General features: G+C 63.8%; 9 protein-coding genes and 4 pseudogenes. 4 read left to right on the forward strand and 9 right to left on the reverse strand.

Going from position 1 to position 16,390, the window contains the following annotated elements; all coding sequences use genetic code 11:
- The first annotated feature begins 346 nt into the window (after positions 1-346).
- Positions 347-1,145 (forward strand): annotated as a pseudogene (locus G4Q83_RS09455) (IS5 family transposase).
- Between the two features lie 584 nt (positions 1,146-1,729).
- Here G4Q83_RS09455 and G4Q83_RS24555 read toward each other — a convergent pair.
- Positions 1,730-1,828: pseudogene (locus G4Q83_RS24555) on the reverse strand (hypothetical protein); the annotation flags it as partial.
- A 105-nt stretch (positions 1,829-1,933) separates the two neighbouring features.
- Between G4Q83_RS24555 and G4Q83_RS09465 the strand changes: the two are divergent.
- A complete protein-coding gene (locus tag G4Q83_RS09465) occupies positions 1,934-2,740 on the forward strand; it encodes an IS5 family transposase (RefSeq protein WP_185817193.1) in 807 nt (268 codons plus the stop codon).
- Here the strand turns inward: G4Q83_RS09465 and G4Q83_RS09470 are convergent.
- Positions 2,718-4,970 carry an alpha-amylase family glycosyl hydrolase gene (locus G4Q83_RS09470; protein ID WP_128421926.1) on the reverse strand — a complete coding sequence of 751 codons (2,253 nt, stop codon included), beginning with the start codon at positions 4,968-4,970 and terminating at the stop codon, positions 2,718-2,720. The two genes, G4Q83_RS09465 and G4Q83_RS09470, sit on opposite strands and share 23 nt — an antisense overlap.
- 242 nt (positions 4,971-5,212) lie before the next feature.
- Between G4Q83_RS09470 and G4Q83_RS09475 the strand changes: the two are divergent.
- Positions 5,213-5,380 (forward strand): annotated as a pseudogene (locus G4Q83_RS09475) (transposase); the annotation flags it as partial.
- Positions 5,381-5,412: 32 nt separating this feature from the next.
- On the opposite strand, the gene G4Q83_RS09480 reads toward G4Q83_RS09475, so the two are convergent.
- The 7 genes from G4Q83_RS09480 to ligA all read right to left on the reverse strand — a co-directional run bounded on the left by G4Q83_RS09480 (position 5,413) and on the right by ligA (position 15,744).
- A protein-coding gene (locus G4Q83_RS09480; RefSeq protein ID WP_185817403.1) for an IS3 family transposase occupies positions 5,413-6,518 on the reverse strand; the annotation gives its coding sequence in 2 pieces (ribosomal slippage) (positions 5,413-6,260 and positions 6,260-6,518; 1,107 coding nt in all).
- A 44-nt stretch (positions 6,519-6,562) separates the two neighbouring features.
- Positions 6,563-7,003, reverse strand: coding sequence for a helix-turn-helix domain-containing protein (locus G4Q83_RS09485; RefSeq protein WP_221893116.1), 441 nt, complete (start codon positions 7,001-7,003; stop codon positions 6,563-6,565).
- Positions 7,004-7,205: 202 nt separating this feature from the next.
- Positions 7,206-10,022, reverse strand: coding sequence for a DNA gyrase subunit A (gyrA, locus tag G4Q83_RS09490; RefSeq protein WP_128421299.1), 2,817 nt, complete (start codon positions 10,020-10,022; stop codon positions 7,206-7,208).
- Between the two features lie 211 nt (positions 10,023-10,233).
- The gene (mtnA, locus tag G4Q83_RS09495) at positions 10,234-11,298 is read right to left on the reverse strand and encodes an S-methyl-5-thioribose-1-phosphate isomerase (protein ID WP_128421300.1); all 1,065 of its coding nucleotides are present in this window, start codon (positions 11,296-11,298) and stop codon (positions 10,234-10,236) included.
- Positions 11,299-11,387: 89 nt separating this feature from the next.
- A complete protein-coding gene (locus tag G4Q83_RS09500) occupies positions 11,388-12,095 on the reverse strand; it encodes a DUF3011 domain-containing protein (protein ID WP_128421301.1) in 708 nt (235 codons plus the stop codon).
- A gap of 132 nt (positions 12,096-12,227) precedes the next feature.
- Positions 12,228-13,184, reverse strand: coding sequence for an EF-P lysine aminoacylase EpmA (epmA, locus tag G4Q83_RS09505; protein ID WP_128421302.1), 957 nt, complete (start codon positions 13,182-13,184; stop codon positions 12,228-12,230).
- 43 nt (positions 13,185-13,227) lie between these two features.
- Positions 13,228-15,744: an NAD-dependent DNA ligase LigA gene (gene ligA / locus G4Q83_RS09510; RefSeq protein WP_128421303.1), complete on the reverse strand. Its 2,517-nt coding sequence runs from the start codon at positions 15,742-15,744 to the stop codon at positions 13,228-13,230.
- 437 nt (positions 15,745-16,181) lie between these two features.
- Here ligA and G4Q83_RS09515 point away from each other — a divergent pair.
- Positions 16,182-16,364 (forward strand): annotated as a pseudogene (locus G4Q83_RS09515) (IS5/IS1182 family transposase); the annotation flags it as partial.
- Positions 16,365-16,390 lie beyond the last annotated feature (26 nt).

The raw sequence follows: 16,390 nt of genomic DNA on the forward strand, positions 1-16,390 counted from the left end.
ACAGAAAGATTTGCCGGTATCAAAAATCCGTGTTTATACTCGACCGCGACAGGGGAAATAATAATGTCGATTAAGTCAAAGCGAGATACATTATGCGAAATTGGTCGTGCTTGTGGTGGTTGTTGGCGTGGGCATCAATTCGTGTCCTTTTTGCCTGGATCGTGCCCCTCTTTGATTTTAAAGGATTTTTTCTTTCCTACTGGACACGATCCTAAGTAATGCCTCGGCGCTCTCTGCGCCAGTCATCGCGACACAGTCGCCTGTTTGGTATCAGGTAGTCGCCGTTTTGCCGCGACTGCGCTTAGAACCTGTTCACGATCTTTCCCGGGTAGTGCAAACTCTGCGGATGCGCACAAAGACGTATCCGAGTGCCATGAGCCGGGAGCGGTTCGAGCAGATCCGCCCCATTCTGGAGCAGGCGCGCAAGCGTACCAAGCCACGGACCGTGGATCTGTAGGACGTGTGGTGCGCGGTGCTGTACCTGCTGCGCACCGGCTGTCAGTGGCCAGCGCTGCCCAGCGACTTCCCGAAGTGGCGCACCGTGCACTGCTACTTTGCCAAGTGGAGCGAACCAGACGATGAAGGAGTGAGCCTGCTGGAGCGGGCGCTCAAAAAATCAGGGTGGCGCGGCCCGCCAGGGACAGGGGCGCAACGCTTGCAGCACGTTCTTGATCGTGGACGCACAGAGCGTGAAGAACACGGACACGGCCGGCCAGAAGGGTTATGACGCGGGCAAGAAGGTCTCGGGGATCAAGCGTCGCATCGCCGTCGATACCCAAGGCCTGCCGCATGCGGTCGCGGTGACGAGGGCGGAAGTGACCGACCGCAAAGGCGCGCTCCAATCCCTGGATCGTTGCAAGCCGAACCTGGGACACGTGCAAAGCCTGTTGTGCGATAGCGGCTATACCGCAGAACCATTCGCCGAAGGCGTACGAGAGATCCTGGGCAAGCAAGTCACGGTGCAGATCGCCAAACGCAGCGAACTGCACACCTTCAAGGTCATGCCCAAGCGCTGGAGCGTCGAACGCAGCTTTGCGTGGCTGGAAAAGAACCGAAGGCTATGGAAGAACTGCGAGCGCAAGCTCAACACCAGCTTGCAGTTCATCCACCTGGCATTCCTGACACTACTACTCAAAAGATCGTGAACAGGTTCTTAGAGCGTGCGGGTTTCGGAGGCTTTGCTGACCATGTCCAAGATGGTGTTGCCACGCCGCTTCGAGTGCTGCCGGTAGATCGTTCAATTTGACCAGTTGGGCCTCAAGTGCATCGGCGCGCGCCTGCTGAATCGTGAGGTCTTGGCGGAGCTCGGAAGCATTGCCTTGCGCGCGATCTAGTGCTTACCCAAGTCGGCGCTCAGCCATTGCTGCTTCTCGCTGGTCGGCATTGAGGATGATTTCCCCCAGATCCGGGCCTTCCAGCGCGGTGGCGATCAGCAATTCCATTGCCGTGCGCAACATCTAGGTGCGGCGATCCAGCGAAGTCGTGGCTGACGAACGCGGTTTGGGCGGCACCTCTAGAGTATCGATATGCAGTTTCTCCACCACGTCTCGAATCATGCTGGATACGCGCATAAAAACTTGCAGACTATGGATGATTCAAAATTTTTGTTTAATCCAAGCAAAACCGGCGGTCTGGAACCGCCGATTCTGATCCCTGCGGGTGAAGGAACGACTAAGCGTCTCAATAGTTCTTGATCACTCTTGGCGCTCAGTACTCCGGTTACACCGTCTCACTGCGAAGATTTCGACAGCAATACAAGCAATCCTCTGCCGCAGACAGCATATCTTTGGCGCTGGCCACCAATTTTGACCTCACTTCCCGTTGGCGCTGCAAAAGGCTGCCCCTGTACATCTTCACAGGTATCCGTGAAGCGATACCAAGCATTGCCTAGAGCGTGTTATGAACTTTGAGTCGATCCGGCTATCGTAGCGGGATGCAGAGCAAACGCCCATATCCGACCGACATTTCCGACGAAGAGTGGGCGTTCGCAGCGCCTTACCTGAGCCTGATGACCGAGCACGCTCCGCAGCGCAAGTACGAGCTGCGGGCAATGTTCAATGCGCTGCGCTGGATGGCACGTGCTGGAGCGCCATGGCGCCTTTTGCCCAAGGACTTCCCGCCATGGGAAGCGGTCTACCAACAGACACAACGCTGGCTGCAGGCGGGCTGCTTTGAAGCCATGGTCAACGACCTGCGTTCCATCCTGCGTGTTGCCCAAGGCAGACATGGCCAACCCAGTGCTGTCATCCTGGACGGGCGGACGCTGCAATCCACCTGCGAGAGCGGCACACGTGCAGGCTACGACGGCTATAAGCGCAAGAAGGGCAGCAAGGTGCATATGGCGGTGGACACGCTCGGATATTTGCTTGCAGTGCAAGTCACACCTGCCGACGAGCAAGAACGCGCTCAGGTGCGCTCGCTGGCGCAAGAGGTGCAACATGTCACGGGCGATACGGTAAAACTGGCGTTCGTGGATCAAGGCTACACCGGGCAGGAGCCGGCGCAAGCCGCGCAGGCAGAAGGAATCGAACTGCACGTGGTGAAACTTCCCGAAGCCAAGAAAGGATTCGTCTTGCTTCCTCGGCGCTGGGTCGTCGAACGCAGCTTCGGCTGGGTCAACCGATTCCGACGATTGGCACGCGACTATGAGCGCTTGCCGGAAACCTTGGCTGGCTTGCACTTCGTCGTCTTCACCGTGCTCATGCTCAGCAACGCCGCTACCATCCTTCAAAGTTCATAACACGCTCTAGGCCAGGCGACGGCAAAGAAAAATCGACGGTAGAATCAGACAGATTGTATGCCACATAGATGGCGGAAGCTTGGTCGCCCAACTCTGTGCCGTCTAGGCGCCAAGCGACTGCTTGGCGCGAGGTGTCGTGCATGTAGTCCCAGCTTGCGCTTTCGGCAGAAGGCGTGAGCCATTGAATTTGAGGAAATCCATTTCCGTCCAAATCGTTTTCCGACAGCCAAGTGGCAGGGCGCAAGGCGCCATGGGCCGCGCGGAAATGCGCCATATCACCCATAAATTGCTGAAATTTTTGCTGATCCTCGTCCGCAGACCAATCGAGCCAATTGGCTACCGTATCGAGATTATAAGGGTTATTATTGCAATGCAGTGTTCGCAGACGTTCGTCACCGCCAGCATACATCGGAACGCCGGCCGACAAGTTCAACAAAGTGATTGCGGTCCTGGCGGCTTTACGCTGGTCTGCTGCTATTCCATCCTGATTCCAGCTCAGGTTGAAATCGCTACCACCCGGCGAGTGGCCATAGGGCCAAGCCTGACTGTTATCCTTCTGATTACAAAGATAAATATCGAAAAGCGTGAAGCCATCGTGTACGTCAATATAATTGATAGAGTGCCATGGTTCGCGCCCGTTTGATTGGTAGGCGTCAGGGGAGCCTAAGACACGAAGTGCGATGGAATTTAGTTCTATAGGTTCTTGGATGATCCGATTTTGGCCTTTGCGAATGTCGTCGCGAAATCGCCCATTCCATTCGGCCCAGGCCTGTGGGAATCCCCCTAGTTGGTAAGAATTGCCACCAATTGCCCAAGGCTCAGCAATCCAGTCGGTACCCTGACCACCTAGAGCTGGGCGCACTCCAAATTCGCGCGTAATACGATTGATGGCGGTCGCACTGTCTGACTTGTCGAAGTTGAAGCAACTGTCGGCACAGGTGTTACCTAGCACAGAGGCGAGATCGAATCGGAAGCTATCTACACCAAGTTCATTACGCCAGTAGGCCAGTGAATCAACAATCAGATCCTGTGCAAGTGGACTGTATGTATTAAAATTGGCCCATGTTTCAGTATTGTCCACATAGGACTTTTTATCGCCGGTCAATTCATAGTAGCCCGCGTTGTCCAGGCCTCTATAGCTGAGTATGGTGTAGGTACTATCGTCATTTTGTCGCCAAGCTCCACCCTCGCCAGTGTGGTTGTAAACCATATCCAAGGCAACCTTGATGTTGCGGTCATGAAAGGCCTTGACCATCGCTTTGAATTCCCGAGTAGGTCCACCTGGCGACTTGTCGTGAGCATAACGCCTATCGGGCGAAAAATAATTTAAATTCCAATAAAGCCAGTAGTTGCTGTTCGATGTGCTTTGGTTCTGTTGGTCGATTTCGTTTTGATCGTTCGGGCCCTCTTGAATAGGCAGGAACTCCACCATAGTCACACCCAAACTGGCAAGATAATCAGCCTTAAGTGCTGCCCCGCGATAAGTGCCGCGATATTCTTCCGGTACTGAGGGATCGTTTGCAGTGAGGCCACGCAGGTGAACCTCATAGATCACATCGTCTTTTAAGGGGCGTGTCGGCTTGTTACCTGTGGTGCCATCAAGCGTGCCTAACACGATACCTTTTGGGGCCAGTAATCCGGAATCGCGAGACCGATCGAATTGACCGGAGCCGTAAATGGTGCCGTTGTGCGGATAGGCCGCTGTCACGGGATCATGGCTGACTTCTAATGTGTAAGGATCGAGGAGTAGTTTATTGGGATTGAAACGATTTCCTTGCGCGTCTACGTCCGAAATAAATCCAACTGAAGAATCGGGCGCCCAGTCCGCTTGGTAAGGCCAATTTTCACCCCAGGCGCGGTAGCCATAATAAACAGCACTACCGATGCCGACGGCCCTAAGTTCACTGATCGGGATCGTTATCGCCCATACCCCGTCCCCTTCATTTTTCATGGCACGATGCAATGCAGCTTGCTGATTGATCGCGGCCGGATAAAGCCAGACTTGCACGTGAGTGGCGCGCAATGAGCGGATTCGAAATGTAATGCTCTCTGCATCGCCCGAATAGCGAGCACCTAGCTGATGTACATTGATAGAAGCAGATACGGTAATTGATAGCACACACAAAAAAGCAAAGATCATGGATAAAATTATCTTAAAAATGCTTTGCCCCATGCTAATTCCCCATTTAAAATCATGAGCAATGCTCATGCATCGCAGATGCACGTCCATAGGCAGGCTGTGTCACAATCTTGACTTAGCAGACGTGCGCTCCCTCACCCCACACATGAATCATAGCAAGGCGCACCGTCGCAAATCTTGTGTTTTTTTGCGGCATGGATCACGCTTGGGTAAATATTCTCGCGCCAAAATAGATCAATAGTGAAGCCACCACGCTGCCCATTACCGTTTGCGCTAGCCAACTTTTCGCGAATTGTTTTTGAGGAGGCTCGAACTCTTGAGAGAATAGAGCCATGAACAAGAAATCAAGCAAGTTTTCCCCTGAAGTCCGCGAGCGTGCGGTGCGCCTGGTTCGGGAGCAACGCGGCGAGCATTCATCGACGTGGGCTGCGGTCGAATCGATTGCACCGATGATAGGCTGCACGCCTCAGACGCTGCTGGACTGGGTCAAGCGCTCCGAGCGACGTCCCCCCGCTTTCAGTAGCGGGGCTCTTTAGAGTCCGGGTTTCATCGTAGCGGCTTTGGCCGCTAGCTGTTGGGCATAGGCGGCCGGGGTCAGGCCGCCCAAGATCTTCTTCGGTCGCTCCTCGTTATATTCCCGTCGCCAGGTCTCGATCTCGGTGCGGGCGTGCAGCAGCCTCGGGAACCAGTGCTCGTTGAGGCATTCGTCGCGCAGGCGGCCGTTGAAGCTCTCGATGTAGGCGTTCTGGTTCGGCTTGCCTGGCTGGATCAAGCGCAGCTGCACACCGCGCTCGTGGGCCCACGTCACCATCGTCTTGCCGCAGAACTCCTTGCCGTTGTCGGTGCGGATCACCTGCGGCAGACCCCGTGTCAGCGCCAGCCGATCCAGCACCCGGGCCACGCCGTGGCCGGAGATGGCCCGCTCCACCTCGATCGCCACCGCCTCGTGCGTGGCATCGTCGACGATGGTCAGGGCCTTGAGCACCCGGCCCTCGGCGGTGCGGTCGAACACGAAGTCCATCGACCAGACCTGGTTGGCGGTTCCAGGCCGAAGCAACGGTTGGCGCTCGCCCAGCAGCACCTTCTTCCGCTTGCGCCGGCGCACCTGCAACCTGGCCTCCTGATACAGCCGTTCCACCCGCTTGTAGTTCACCGGCCACTGCTCCTGCCGCAGCTTCAGATAGATCATCCCGACGCCGTAGCGCTTGTGCCGCTGCGCTAGCGCCAGGATCCGCTCGCGCAGCTCGACGTTGCGATCCGGACGTGGGACGTAGCGCAGCGCGCTGGCGCTCATCCGCACCACGGCCAGCGCCCGCCGCTCAGGGAGCCCGCGCTCCATCAGGTGCCGCACCAGCATCCTGCGCGCCGGTGCGGTCACCACTTTTTTCGCAGGGCGTCCTTGATGACGTCGTTCTCGAACAGCTGCTCGGCCAGCAGCTTCTTCAGCCGCGTGTTCTCCGCCTCCAGCTCCTTGAGCCGCTTGGCCTCCGGCACGCTCATGCCGCCGAACTTGCTGCGCCACAGGTAGTAGGAGGCCTCGCTGAACCCGTGCCGCCGGCACAGGTCCTTCACCGCCACGCCGGCTTCGGCCTCACGCAGGAAGCCGATGATCTGCTCTTCGGAAAAGCGCTTCTTCACGTCCAATCTCCGTCTCGTTGGGGATTGGACTCCAAATCGCCGTGCTACTCAAAACCGGGGGGACGTCGCCCCTGATCCATCAGTAAGCGCCCGCACTTCGGGGCCCCCTCAACACCGGTCTGCCGGCTCATCTGGCGCACGCTCCAATGCGTGGCGTTTGCTGGAGTGCTCTGGCGGACCTTGTCCACAATCTGCTGGACCTGCTCATCGTCCACGCTACGCGGACGTCCTGCGCGCGGGGCATCGGTCAGTCCGGCCAGTCGGTAAGCCTCGTAGCGCCGCCTCCACTTGGAGGCAGTCTGGATTGTGGTCTGCAAACGCTCGGCGATGACCCTGCCCGATTGGCCTTCGGCACACCCAAGCACGATCCGCATGCGGAGCTTCTCATCTTCCGGCACCTTGCGTACTCGCAGGCGCCCCTTCAGTTCCGCGCGCTCGGCATCGGTGATCTGCAGCTTCGTAACCGGGCGTCCTGTGCGAGCCATCGATATCGTCTCCTATACGGAAAACACTTCGACAGCCAAGTCGCTACATAGCTCATGTTATTTGTGAGACACCACACTAGTATGCACTGGCGGGCATAACTATCTAATAAAATCAAATACTTAAGAAAATCACACTGGAGTGCGCTGACCAGACGACGCCGGCAGTACGCCGGCGTCGTCCCGTGCCCATCGCGCAGTGCGATCAGCTTTCCGGCGGCAATGCGCCAGCGGCCTCGACGACGGCGTCCTCGCCTGTCACCGGCTCTTCCTCGATCAGCGAACCATCCAGGCGCTCCACTGCCTGCAACTTCTCACCCTTGGACAGCCGGATCAGGGTCACGCCCTGGGTGTTGCGGCCGACCCGGGAGATTTCCGAGGCGCGGGTGCGTACCAGGGTGCCGCCATCGGAGATCAGCAGCACCTCGTCCCTGGCGCTCAACAGCACCGCGCCGACCAGCTTGCCGTTGCGCCCGCTGGTCTGGATGCCGATCACGCCCTGCGTGCCGCGGCCCTTGCGCGGGTACTCGGTCAGCGGGGTGCGCTTGCCGTAGCCGTTCTCGGTGGCGGTGAGGATGTAGGCATCGGCCTCGTCGCCGTTGCGCACCACGACCTCAGCGTCGGCTTCCACCTCGGCGTCCTCGACATCTTCGTCCTGGCCCTCGGCCGGTTCGGCCACGATCAGGCTGACCACGTACTCGTTCTTGGCCAGCCGGATGCCGCGCACGCCGCGGCTGCTGCGGCCGGTCGGCTTAACCCCGCCACGGCTCTTGCGGCGCGGGCTGCGTGCGTCATCGCCGTTCTCGTCGGCATCGGCCGGCGCGGCGTCCTCGTCGGCGCCGTCGTCCTCGCCGGCGCGTTCCTCGGCAGCGCCATCCTCGGCCTCGTCGTCTCTGGGCCGCTCGGAGAAGCGTACGGTCTTGCCGTTGGACGCGAACAGCAGCACGTCGCGCTCGCCATCGGTCAGCGCCACGCCAACCAAGGCGTCGCCCTCGTCGAGGTTGATCGCGATCTTGCCGATCTTGCGCTGGAACGCGAATTCGCTGAGCGGGGTCTTCTTGACCATGCCGTTGCGGGTGGCGAAAAATATGCAGCGGTCGCCGGCATAGTCGCGCACCGGCAGCACCGCCTGCACCCGCTCGCCGTTCTCCAGCGGGATCCAGTTGATGATCGGGCGGCCGCGCGCGTTCGGGCCGGCCTCCGGCAACTGGTACACCGGCAGCCAGAACACCTTGCCGCTGCTGGTGAAGGTCAGCAGCGTGTCGTGGGTGTTGACCAGCCACAGCTGGTCGATGAAATCCTCCTCCTTGGTCGCTGCCGCGCTGCGGCCGCGGCCGCCGCGGCGCTGCGCACGGTAGGCGCTGATCGGCTGGCGCTTGGCATAGCCGGCATGCGACAGCGTCACCACCACGTCCTCCGGCGCGATCAGGTCGAGGATGTCGAGATCTTCCTCGCTGTGGCGGATCTCGGTGCGGCGCGCATCGCCGTATTCCTCGCGGATGCTGAGCAGTTCCTCGCGGATCAACTGCAGCAGCACGTCGGGGCCTTCCAGGATCCGGATCAGCCCGGCGATCGCTTCCAGCAGTTGCCTGTATTCCTCGGTCAACCGCTCCTGCTCCAGCCCGGTCAGGCGGTGCAGGCGCATTTCCAGGATCTGCGTGGCCTGTATTTCGGTCAGCTGGTAGCCGTCGGCGAGCAGGCCGACCCCGGCCGGCAGGTCTTCCGGCTGCGAGGCCTCGGCGCCGGCGGCGCCGAGCAGCGCGCCGACCAGACCCGCGTCCCAGCGCCTGCCGAGCATGCGCTCGCGCGCCTCGGCCGGGTTGGCCGAGGTCTTGATCAGATCGATCATCTCGTCGATGTTGGCGAGCGCGACGGTCAGGCCTTCCAGGATGTGCGCGCGCGCGCGCGCCTTGCGCAGTTCGAAGATGGTGCGGCGGGTGACCACTTCGCGGCGGTGGCGGACGAATGCCTCCAGCATCTGCTTGAGGTTCAGCAGTTGCGGGCGGCCATCGACCAGCGCCACCATGTTGATGCCGAACACCGACTCCATCTGGGTCTGCTGGTACAGGTTGTTCAGCACCACATCGGCAGCTTCGCCGCGCTTGATCTCGATGTAGATGCGCATGCCGTCCTTGTCGGACTCGTCGCGCAGTTCGCTGATGCCTTCGAGCTTCTTTTCCTTGACCAGCTCGGCGATCTTCTCGATCAGACGCGCCTTGTTGACCTGGTACGGGATCTCGTTGACCACGATCGACTCGCGGCCGTTGTCCTGGATCTCGATCTCGGCCTTGGCGCGCATGCGCACGCGGCCGCGGCCGGTGCGGTAGCCGGCGACGATGCCGCTGGTGCCGTTGACGATGCCGGCAGTGGGGAAATCCGGGCCGGGGATGTATTCCAACAGCCCGTCGACGTCGATCTGCGGATTGTCGATCAGCGCGATGCAGGCGTTGATCGTCTCCGTAAGATTGTGCGGCGGGATGTTGGTCGCCATGCCCACCGCGATGCCGGCCGAACCGTTGACCAGCAGGTTCGGGAACCGGGTCGGCATGACCGTCGGCTCCAGTTCCTTCTCATCGTAATTGGGCTGGAAATCGACGGTTTCCTTGTCGATGTCGGCCATCAGCTCGTGGGTGAGCCGCGACATGCGCGCCTCGGTGTAGCGCATCGCCGCCGCGGAGTCGCCGTCGACCGAGCCGAAGTTGCCCTGCCCGTCCACCAGCAGGTAGCGCAGCGAGAACGGCTGCGCCATGCGCACTAGCGTGTCGTACACCGACTGGTCGCCGTGCGGATGGTACTTGCCGATCACGTCGCCGACGATACGCGCCGACTTGTAGTAGGGCTTGTTGCTGTGCGCGCCCAGCTCGTTCATCGCGAACAACACGCGACGATGCACTGGCTTGAGGCCGTCGCGCGCATCCGGGAGGGCACGCCCCACGATCACGCTCATCGCGTAATCGAGGTAGCTCTTGCGCATCTCGTCTTCCAGGTTGACCTGGATGATTTCCTTGGCGGATTCTGCCATTCGGGTTCCGTAAGTCTGGTGGCTGATCGAGCAGGACGCCGGCCCGCGGCAAGCGGGCCGGCCGGTACCGAAAACCTACGGCACGCAGCGGTCGATCCAACCGCCCGATTCTATCATGACGGGCATGCGAATGCCCGGTTTTTGCCGGCCCGAACAAGCACTTGCCCGTGATCGCGGGAGCGTGCTGGGCGTCTTGCGCGGTCGCCGAGGTTCAACCGCCGAACGCGACGCGCATGCGCTCGGGATCCGGGCGCTCGATCACCCCGCGCTCGGTGACGATGGCATCGATCAGGCCGGCCGGGCTCACGTCGAACACCGGATTCCAGGCGGCGATGCCGTCGGCCACGGTGCGCACCCCGCCGACCCCGAACAGCTCGCCCGGATCGCGCTGCTCGATCTCGATCCGCGCGCCGTCGGCGGTGTCCATGTCCACGGTGGACGAGGGCGCCACCACCATGAACCCGACTCCGTGGTGGCGCGCGGCGATCGCCAGCTGGTAGGTGCCGATCTTGTTGGCGGTGTCACCGTTGGCGCAGATGCGGTCGGCGCCGACGATCACCCATTGCACCGCACCGGTCTTCATCAGGTGCGCCGCGGCCGAATCGGCGATCAGGGTCGCGTCGATGCCGTCCTGCTGCAGTTCCCACACGGTCAGCCGCGCGCCCTGCAGCCACGGCCTGGTCTCGCCGGCGAACACCTTGGCGATGCGGCCCTGGGCCATGCCGGCGCGGATCACGCCCAGCGCGGTGCCGAAGCCGGCGGTGGCCAGCGAGCCGGTGTTGCAATGGGTCAGCACGCCGCTGCCCGGCGCGATCAGGCCGGCGCCGAGCGCGCCCATGCGGCGGTTGGCGGCCAGGTCCTCTTCGGCGATGGCCTGCGCCTGGCGCGCGGTCGCCTCGCGCCAGTCGGCGCCGGCCGCGGCCAGCGCCCTGCGCATGCGCGCCAGCGCCCAGGCCAGGTTCACCGCGGTCGGGCGCGCCGCGTTGAGCCGCTGCAGCGCCGGCTCCAGCTCGGCCAGCGCGTGCGCGCCGTCGTCGGCCTGCACCGCGCGCGCGGCCAGCACCACGCCCCAGCCGGCGGCGATGCCGATCGCCGGCGCGCCGCGCACCGCCAGCGTGTGGATCGCCTCGGCGACCTGGTCGCTGTCGGTGCACTGCAGGTGCTCGACCACGAACGGCAGCTTGCGCTGGTCCAGCAACTGCAGCGCGTCGCCGGTCCACAGGATCGGGCGGATGTGGTCGTAGCGGGCGTAGTCGATATCAAGGGCGGCGTTCATCGGCCCATTGTAAACGGCAGAGGATTTGGGGATTGGCCACAGTGGCCGGTTCGCGGAGGGCGGCCTTGACCAAGTGCCTGGCGGCGCGCTCAGTTGACACTGAACTCAGCGCGGCAGCCCTTGTCGACCCAGATGCCGTCGCGGTCCCAGCCCCAGCTGTCGTCCTGCACGCAGGCGGTGCCGGACAGCTGCCGCCGCAGCTGGACGGCGCTTTGGACACTGACCCCGCAGCGGCGCCGCGAACGGCCCTTGGATTCGCACAGCACCGGAAGCGAACCGGCCGGGAAGCCGGAGCCGTCGCTGGCGCCGATCTCGAATTCGCCGCGGCAGCCACGCGACACCCAGATCTCGTTGCGGCGCACGCCCCAGCTGCGCTCTTCGCGGCACGGCACCGAGGACAGCTGGCGCATCAGCCGCACCGGCGCGCCACGCAGGATCACCGGACAGCTCTCGACCCGGCCGTCGGATTCGCAGCGCAGCACGCGGCGCATCGCGCTGCGCGCCGGCTCGGACGGGTTGGAACGGAATTCGGCGCGGCAGCCCAGCGTGACCCACACGCCGGTGCCGTCCGAGCCCCACTCGCTGCCGCGGATGCAGTCGTTCTCGGACAGCTGCCGGACCAGTTCCACGCCCTGCTCGGTCCGCATCGGGCAATGCACCCAGCCCATGTCGCGCGATTCGCAGCGCACCACCGCGGCCGCATACGCGTCGGGCACCTGCGCCAGCGGCGTCGCCGGCCATGCGGATATCGCCAATCCCAGCCAACACCAGCCACCGAGCCCGTCTGACCACCTCATGCTTGGCCCTGCCCCCTGCGTAGAACCTGAACAACCCGGACCGCTACAGCGCGTACCGACCGCATGCTCGCACGGATCAAACCATCATCGGTGTCGACAAAGCAAGAAGACGCTGCATGAAGGCCGCGCGATTCAGGCGCGCGCGAAATCGTAGGCGAGCACATCGGCGATCCGCGCGGTACCGCGCAGCGCCATCAGCAATCGGTCCACGCCGACGGCGACGCCGGCGCAATCGGGCAACGCAGGCAAGGCCTGGAGCAGACGCTCGTCCAACGGCGGCAGCTCGGCGCCGCGCGCGCCGCGCAGCGCGTGGTCGCGCAGGAAGCGGCGGCGCTGCTCGGCGGCGTCCTTGAGTTCGTGGTAGCCGTTGGCCAGTTCGTAGCCGCCCAGATACAGCTCGAAGCGCTCGGCCACCGGCGGCTGTTCGTCGCGGATGCGCGCCAGTGCGCACTGCGTGGCCGGCCAGTCGTGGACCACGGTGATGCGATCGGCCGGGAACGCCGATTGCAGGCAATGGGTCATCAGCAGGTCGAGCCAGTCGTCGCGGGTCAGCCCGGCGGCGTCGATGCGGATGTCGCGCAGTGGCCGCTGCAGCGCGTCCAGCGGCGCCAGCAACGGATCCAGGTCCAGCGTATCCAGGAACAGTTGCCGATAGGTGACGATGTGCAGCGTCGCGCTGCGCGCCACCAGCGCCAGCGCCTCGCGCACCAGCGCCACGGTCTCGTCCACCAGTTGCAGGTGGTTCCAGCCGACCCGGTACCACTCGAGCATGCTGAACTCGGGATTGTGGCGGCCGCCGGCCTCGCCGTTGCGGAACACCCGGCCCAGTTCGTAGCAGTCGCCGACGCCTGCGGCCAGCAGCCGTTTCAGCGGATACTCGGGCGAGGTACGCAGCCAGCGCAGCGCCGGGCCGGCATCGACGTGGCCGCTGAAGCGGGTCTGGAAACTGTCGATGTTGGGTTCGGTGTTGCCGGCCGCCGACAGCATCGGCGTTTCCACCTCGAGCACGTCGCGCGCGGCGAAGAAGGCACGGATGCGCGCGTTGAGCGCGGCGCGTAGGCGCAGCGCGGCCAGGTCCGCCGCGCTCATCGCCGCGATCCGCGCGGCTGGCGCGATGCGCGCATGCGGCGGCTCATCCCTGCCCCTCGTGCGCGCCGAGCAGGGCCAGCAGCTGCGCTTCGTCCCACACCGGCACGCCCAGCTCCTGCGCCTTGTCCAGCTTGGAGCCGGCCTCGGCGCCGGCGACAACGAACGTGGTCTTCTTCGACACGCTGCCGGCGACCTTCGCCCCCAGCGCCTCCAGCCGCGCCTTGGCCGCGTCGCGGCTGAGCTGCTGCAACGTCCCGGTCAGCACCACGGTCTGCCCGTCCAGCGGCGCGGCGCGGCGCTCGGCCTGCGCCGGCGCCGCCTCCAGCAGTCGCCGCATCGCCGCATCGGCCTCGCGCAAGGCCTGCACCCTTGCCTCGTCGGCCAGATAGGCCGCCAGGTTGGCCGCGCCCGCCGCCGACAGCCCGGCGCCGGTCCAGCCGCTTTCGTTGGCGCGCAGCAGCGCAGCGAGCGTGCCGTAGGTCGCGGCGAGCCGCTGCGCGCTCTTGCCGCCGAGCTTGTCCACCGGCAGCGTGGTCAGCAGGTGCGCCAGGTCGAGGCGCTCGCGCAGTTCCGCCGGCGGCCGGCCTTCGTCGGCGAAGCGCATGTCCGCCCGGATCAGTGCATCGACCACCGCGGTATTGCCGGGTTGCTCGAAGAACGTGGCGATCGAGCGCGCGACCTCGCCGCCGATATCGGGCAGCGCCTGCAACAGCACCGCCGGCGTGCTGCGCACGAAGTCCAGCGACCCCAGCCAGTGCGCGAGCGCCTTGGCGGTGGTCTCGCCCAGATGCGGGATGCCGAGCGCGAACAGGAAACGCGGCAGCGTGGTGGTGCGGCTGGCATCGATGCCAGCGACCAGGTTTTCGGCCCACTTCGTCGCCAGCTTGCCGCTCAGATCCACGGCCAGGTGCGCGCGCAGGAACTCGGCGCGTTTCCAGTCCGGCGCTTCCTGCGCCAGCAGCGCCTGGCCCGGCGCATCGAGCGCCAACGCGCCCTTGCTGTCGGTCAACGCCTGCGCCAGGTCGGCGGCAGTCGCCGCGTCCAGCGCCGCCTTCATCCGCACCAGGTCTTCGACGCTCAGCGCGTACAGATCGGCCAGCGAATGCACGAAGCCGAACTCGACCAGGGCATCGGCCTGGCGATCGCCCAGACCCTCGATGTCCATGGCCCGGCGCGAGGCGAAATGGCGCACGGCCTCCTTGCGCTGCGCCGCGCACGCCAGTCCGCCGCTGCAACGCCAGGCCACCGCGTCCTCTTCCTTGACCAACTCCGAACCGCAGACCGGGCACGTGGCGGGCATCGTCCACGGCACCGTACTGGTTGGGCGGCGCTCCTCGATGACCCGCACCACTTCCGGAATTACGTCGCCGGCGCGGCGCACGATCACTGTGTCGCCTTCGCGCGCATCCAGCCGCGCGATCTGGTCGGCGTTGTGCAAGGTCGCGTTGGTGACGGTGACGCCGGCGACCTGTACCGGTTCCAGCCGCGCCACCGGGGTGACCGCACCGGTGCGGCCGATCTGCACTTCGATCGCGCGCAACACCGTGGACTGTTCCTGCGCCGGGAACTTGTGCGCCAGCGCCCAGCGCGGTGCGCGCGAGACGAAGCCCAGCGCCGCCTGCTGGTCGTAGTCGTCGAGCTTGTAGACCACGCCGTCGATGTCGTACGGCAGCGCGCCGCGCTTGGCGCCGATATGGTGGAAATACGCGATCAGACCGTCGAAACCGGTCGCCGTCGCGACGTCGGGCGCCACCGGGAAGCCGAAGCGCCGCAGCAGCTCCAGGGTCTGCGAATGGGTCTCAGGCAGCTCCAGGCCGCGCACCTCGCCGATCGAGTAGGCGAAGAACGCCAGCGGCCGCCGCCGGGTGACCGCCGGATCGAGCTGGCGCAGCGAACCGGCGGCGCCGTTGCGCGGGTTGGCGAGCAGCTTCTCGTTGCGCTCCAGCGCCCTTGCGTTCCAGTCGGCGAAGGCCGCGCGCGGCATGTAGACCTCGCCACGCACCTCGAGCACGGCGGGCAACGGCGCGCCGAGGGCGCGCAGCTTCAGCGGCACCGAACGCACCTGGCGCAGGTTGGCGGTGACGTCCTCGCCGGTGTTGCCGTCGCCGCGGGTGGCGCCCTGTACGAACACGCCGTCCTCGTAGCGCAGACTGATCGCCAGACCATCCAGCTTCGGCTCGACCGAGAACACCGGCGCGGCCAGGTCCAGCTCGCGCTCGATGCGCCGCTCGAAATCGGCGACCTCGACGAAGCGGATCCGGTCGTCGGCATCGTCCGCCACGCCCGGCGTCTCGAACGCATTGGCCAGCGACAGCATCGGGATCGCGTGGCGCACTTCCGGGAAGCCGCCGTCGGGCCGTGCGCCGACGCTGCGGGTCGGCGAATCGTCGCGCGCCAGTTGCGGATGTTCGGCTTCCAGCGTCTCCAGCTCGCGCATCAGCGCGTCGTACTCGGCATCGGGAATCGATGGATCGTCGTGAACGTAGTAGCGGTCGTTGGCGTCTTCGATGCGCTTGCGCAGCTCGGTAACGCGCTGCTGAAGATCGGACGTAGCGGTCATGCGCGGCCGGGGCCCGGTAACGGAGAGGGGGCGATAGTAACTGCGTGCCCGGCAAGGGGAAATGCGCATGGCCGCCGTATACCGGTCGCCGGGGCGATTTCGATCCGAATGACGGCCGCACGACTTCCGTAGCGGCGGCTTCGGTCAGCCTCGGACCAGCGGTCGCCGCACGGCCTCTCGCCCCAAGCCCAACCTTCTCTTGACGCCGTTGTGCGAATGCGTCGCGTCCGGATCGCAGGCAGAGACGTTGGTGCATCGAGTCTCACCAAGAAGCCATTCCGGTCAGGCGTCGGGATGGTCAGCCAACCATGCGAGCAACCGGACCGCATGCCGTGCCTCACGGGAGCACGGCAGAAAAGCAACAACAAAAGTCAAGGAGTCTGAACAACGCGGCCTGATCTGCCACAATCGATCGACGACCTGTCAGGACGATGTCGATGCAACTGGGTTTCGGGGACGCGGAGTACAACGGCAAGGGCAAGCGGACGCGGCGAGAGGTGTTCCTGGCTGAGATGGATCAGGCGGTGCCGTGGAATGGCCTGCGGGCGCCGATCGAGCCGCACTGCCCGAAGTCGGGCCAGCCGGGCCGTCAGCCGTACCCGCTGGAGACAATGCGTCGGAAACGGCGCGACATCCGGTGGTCCGA

Source organism: Xanthomonas theicola (assembly GCF_014236795.1).
GTDB lineage: Bacteria > Pseudomonadota > Gammaproteobacteria > Xanthomonadales > Xanthomonadaceae > Xanthomonas_A > Xanthomonas_A theicola.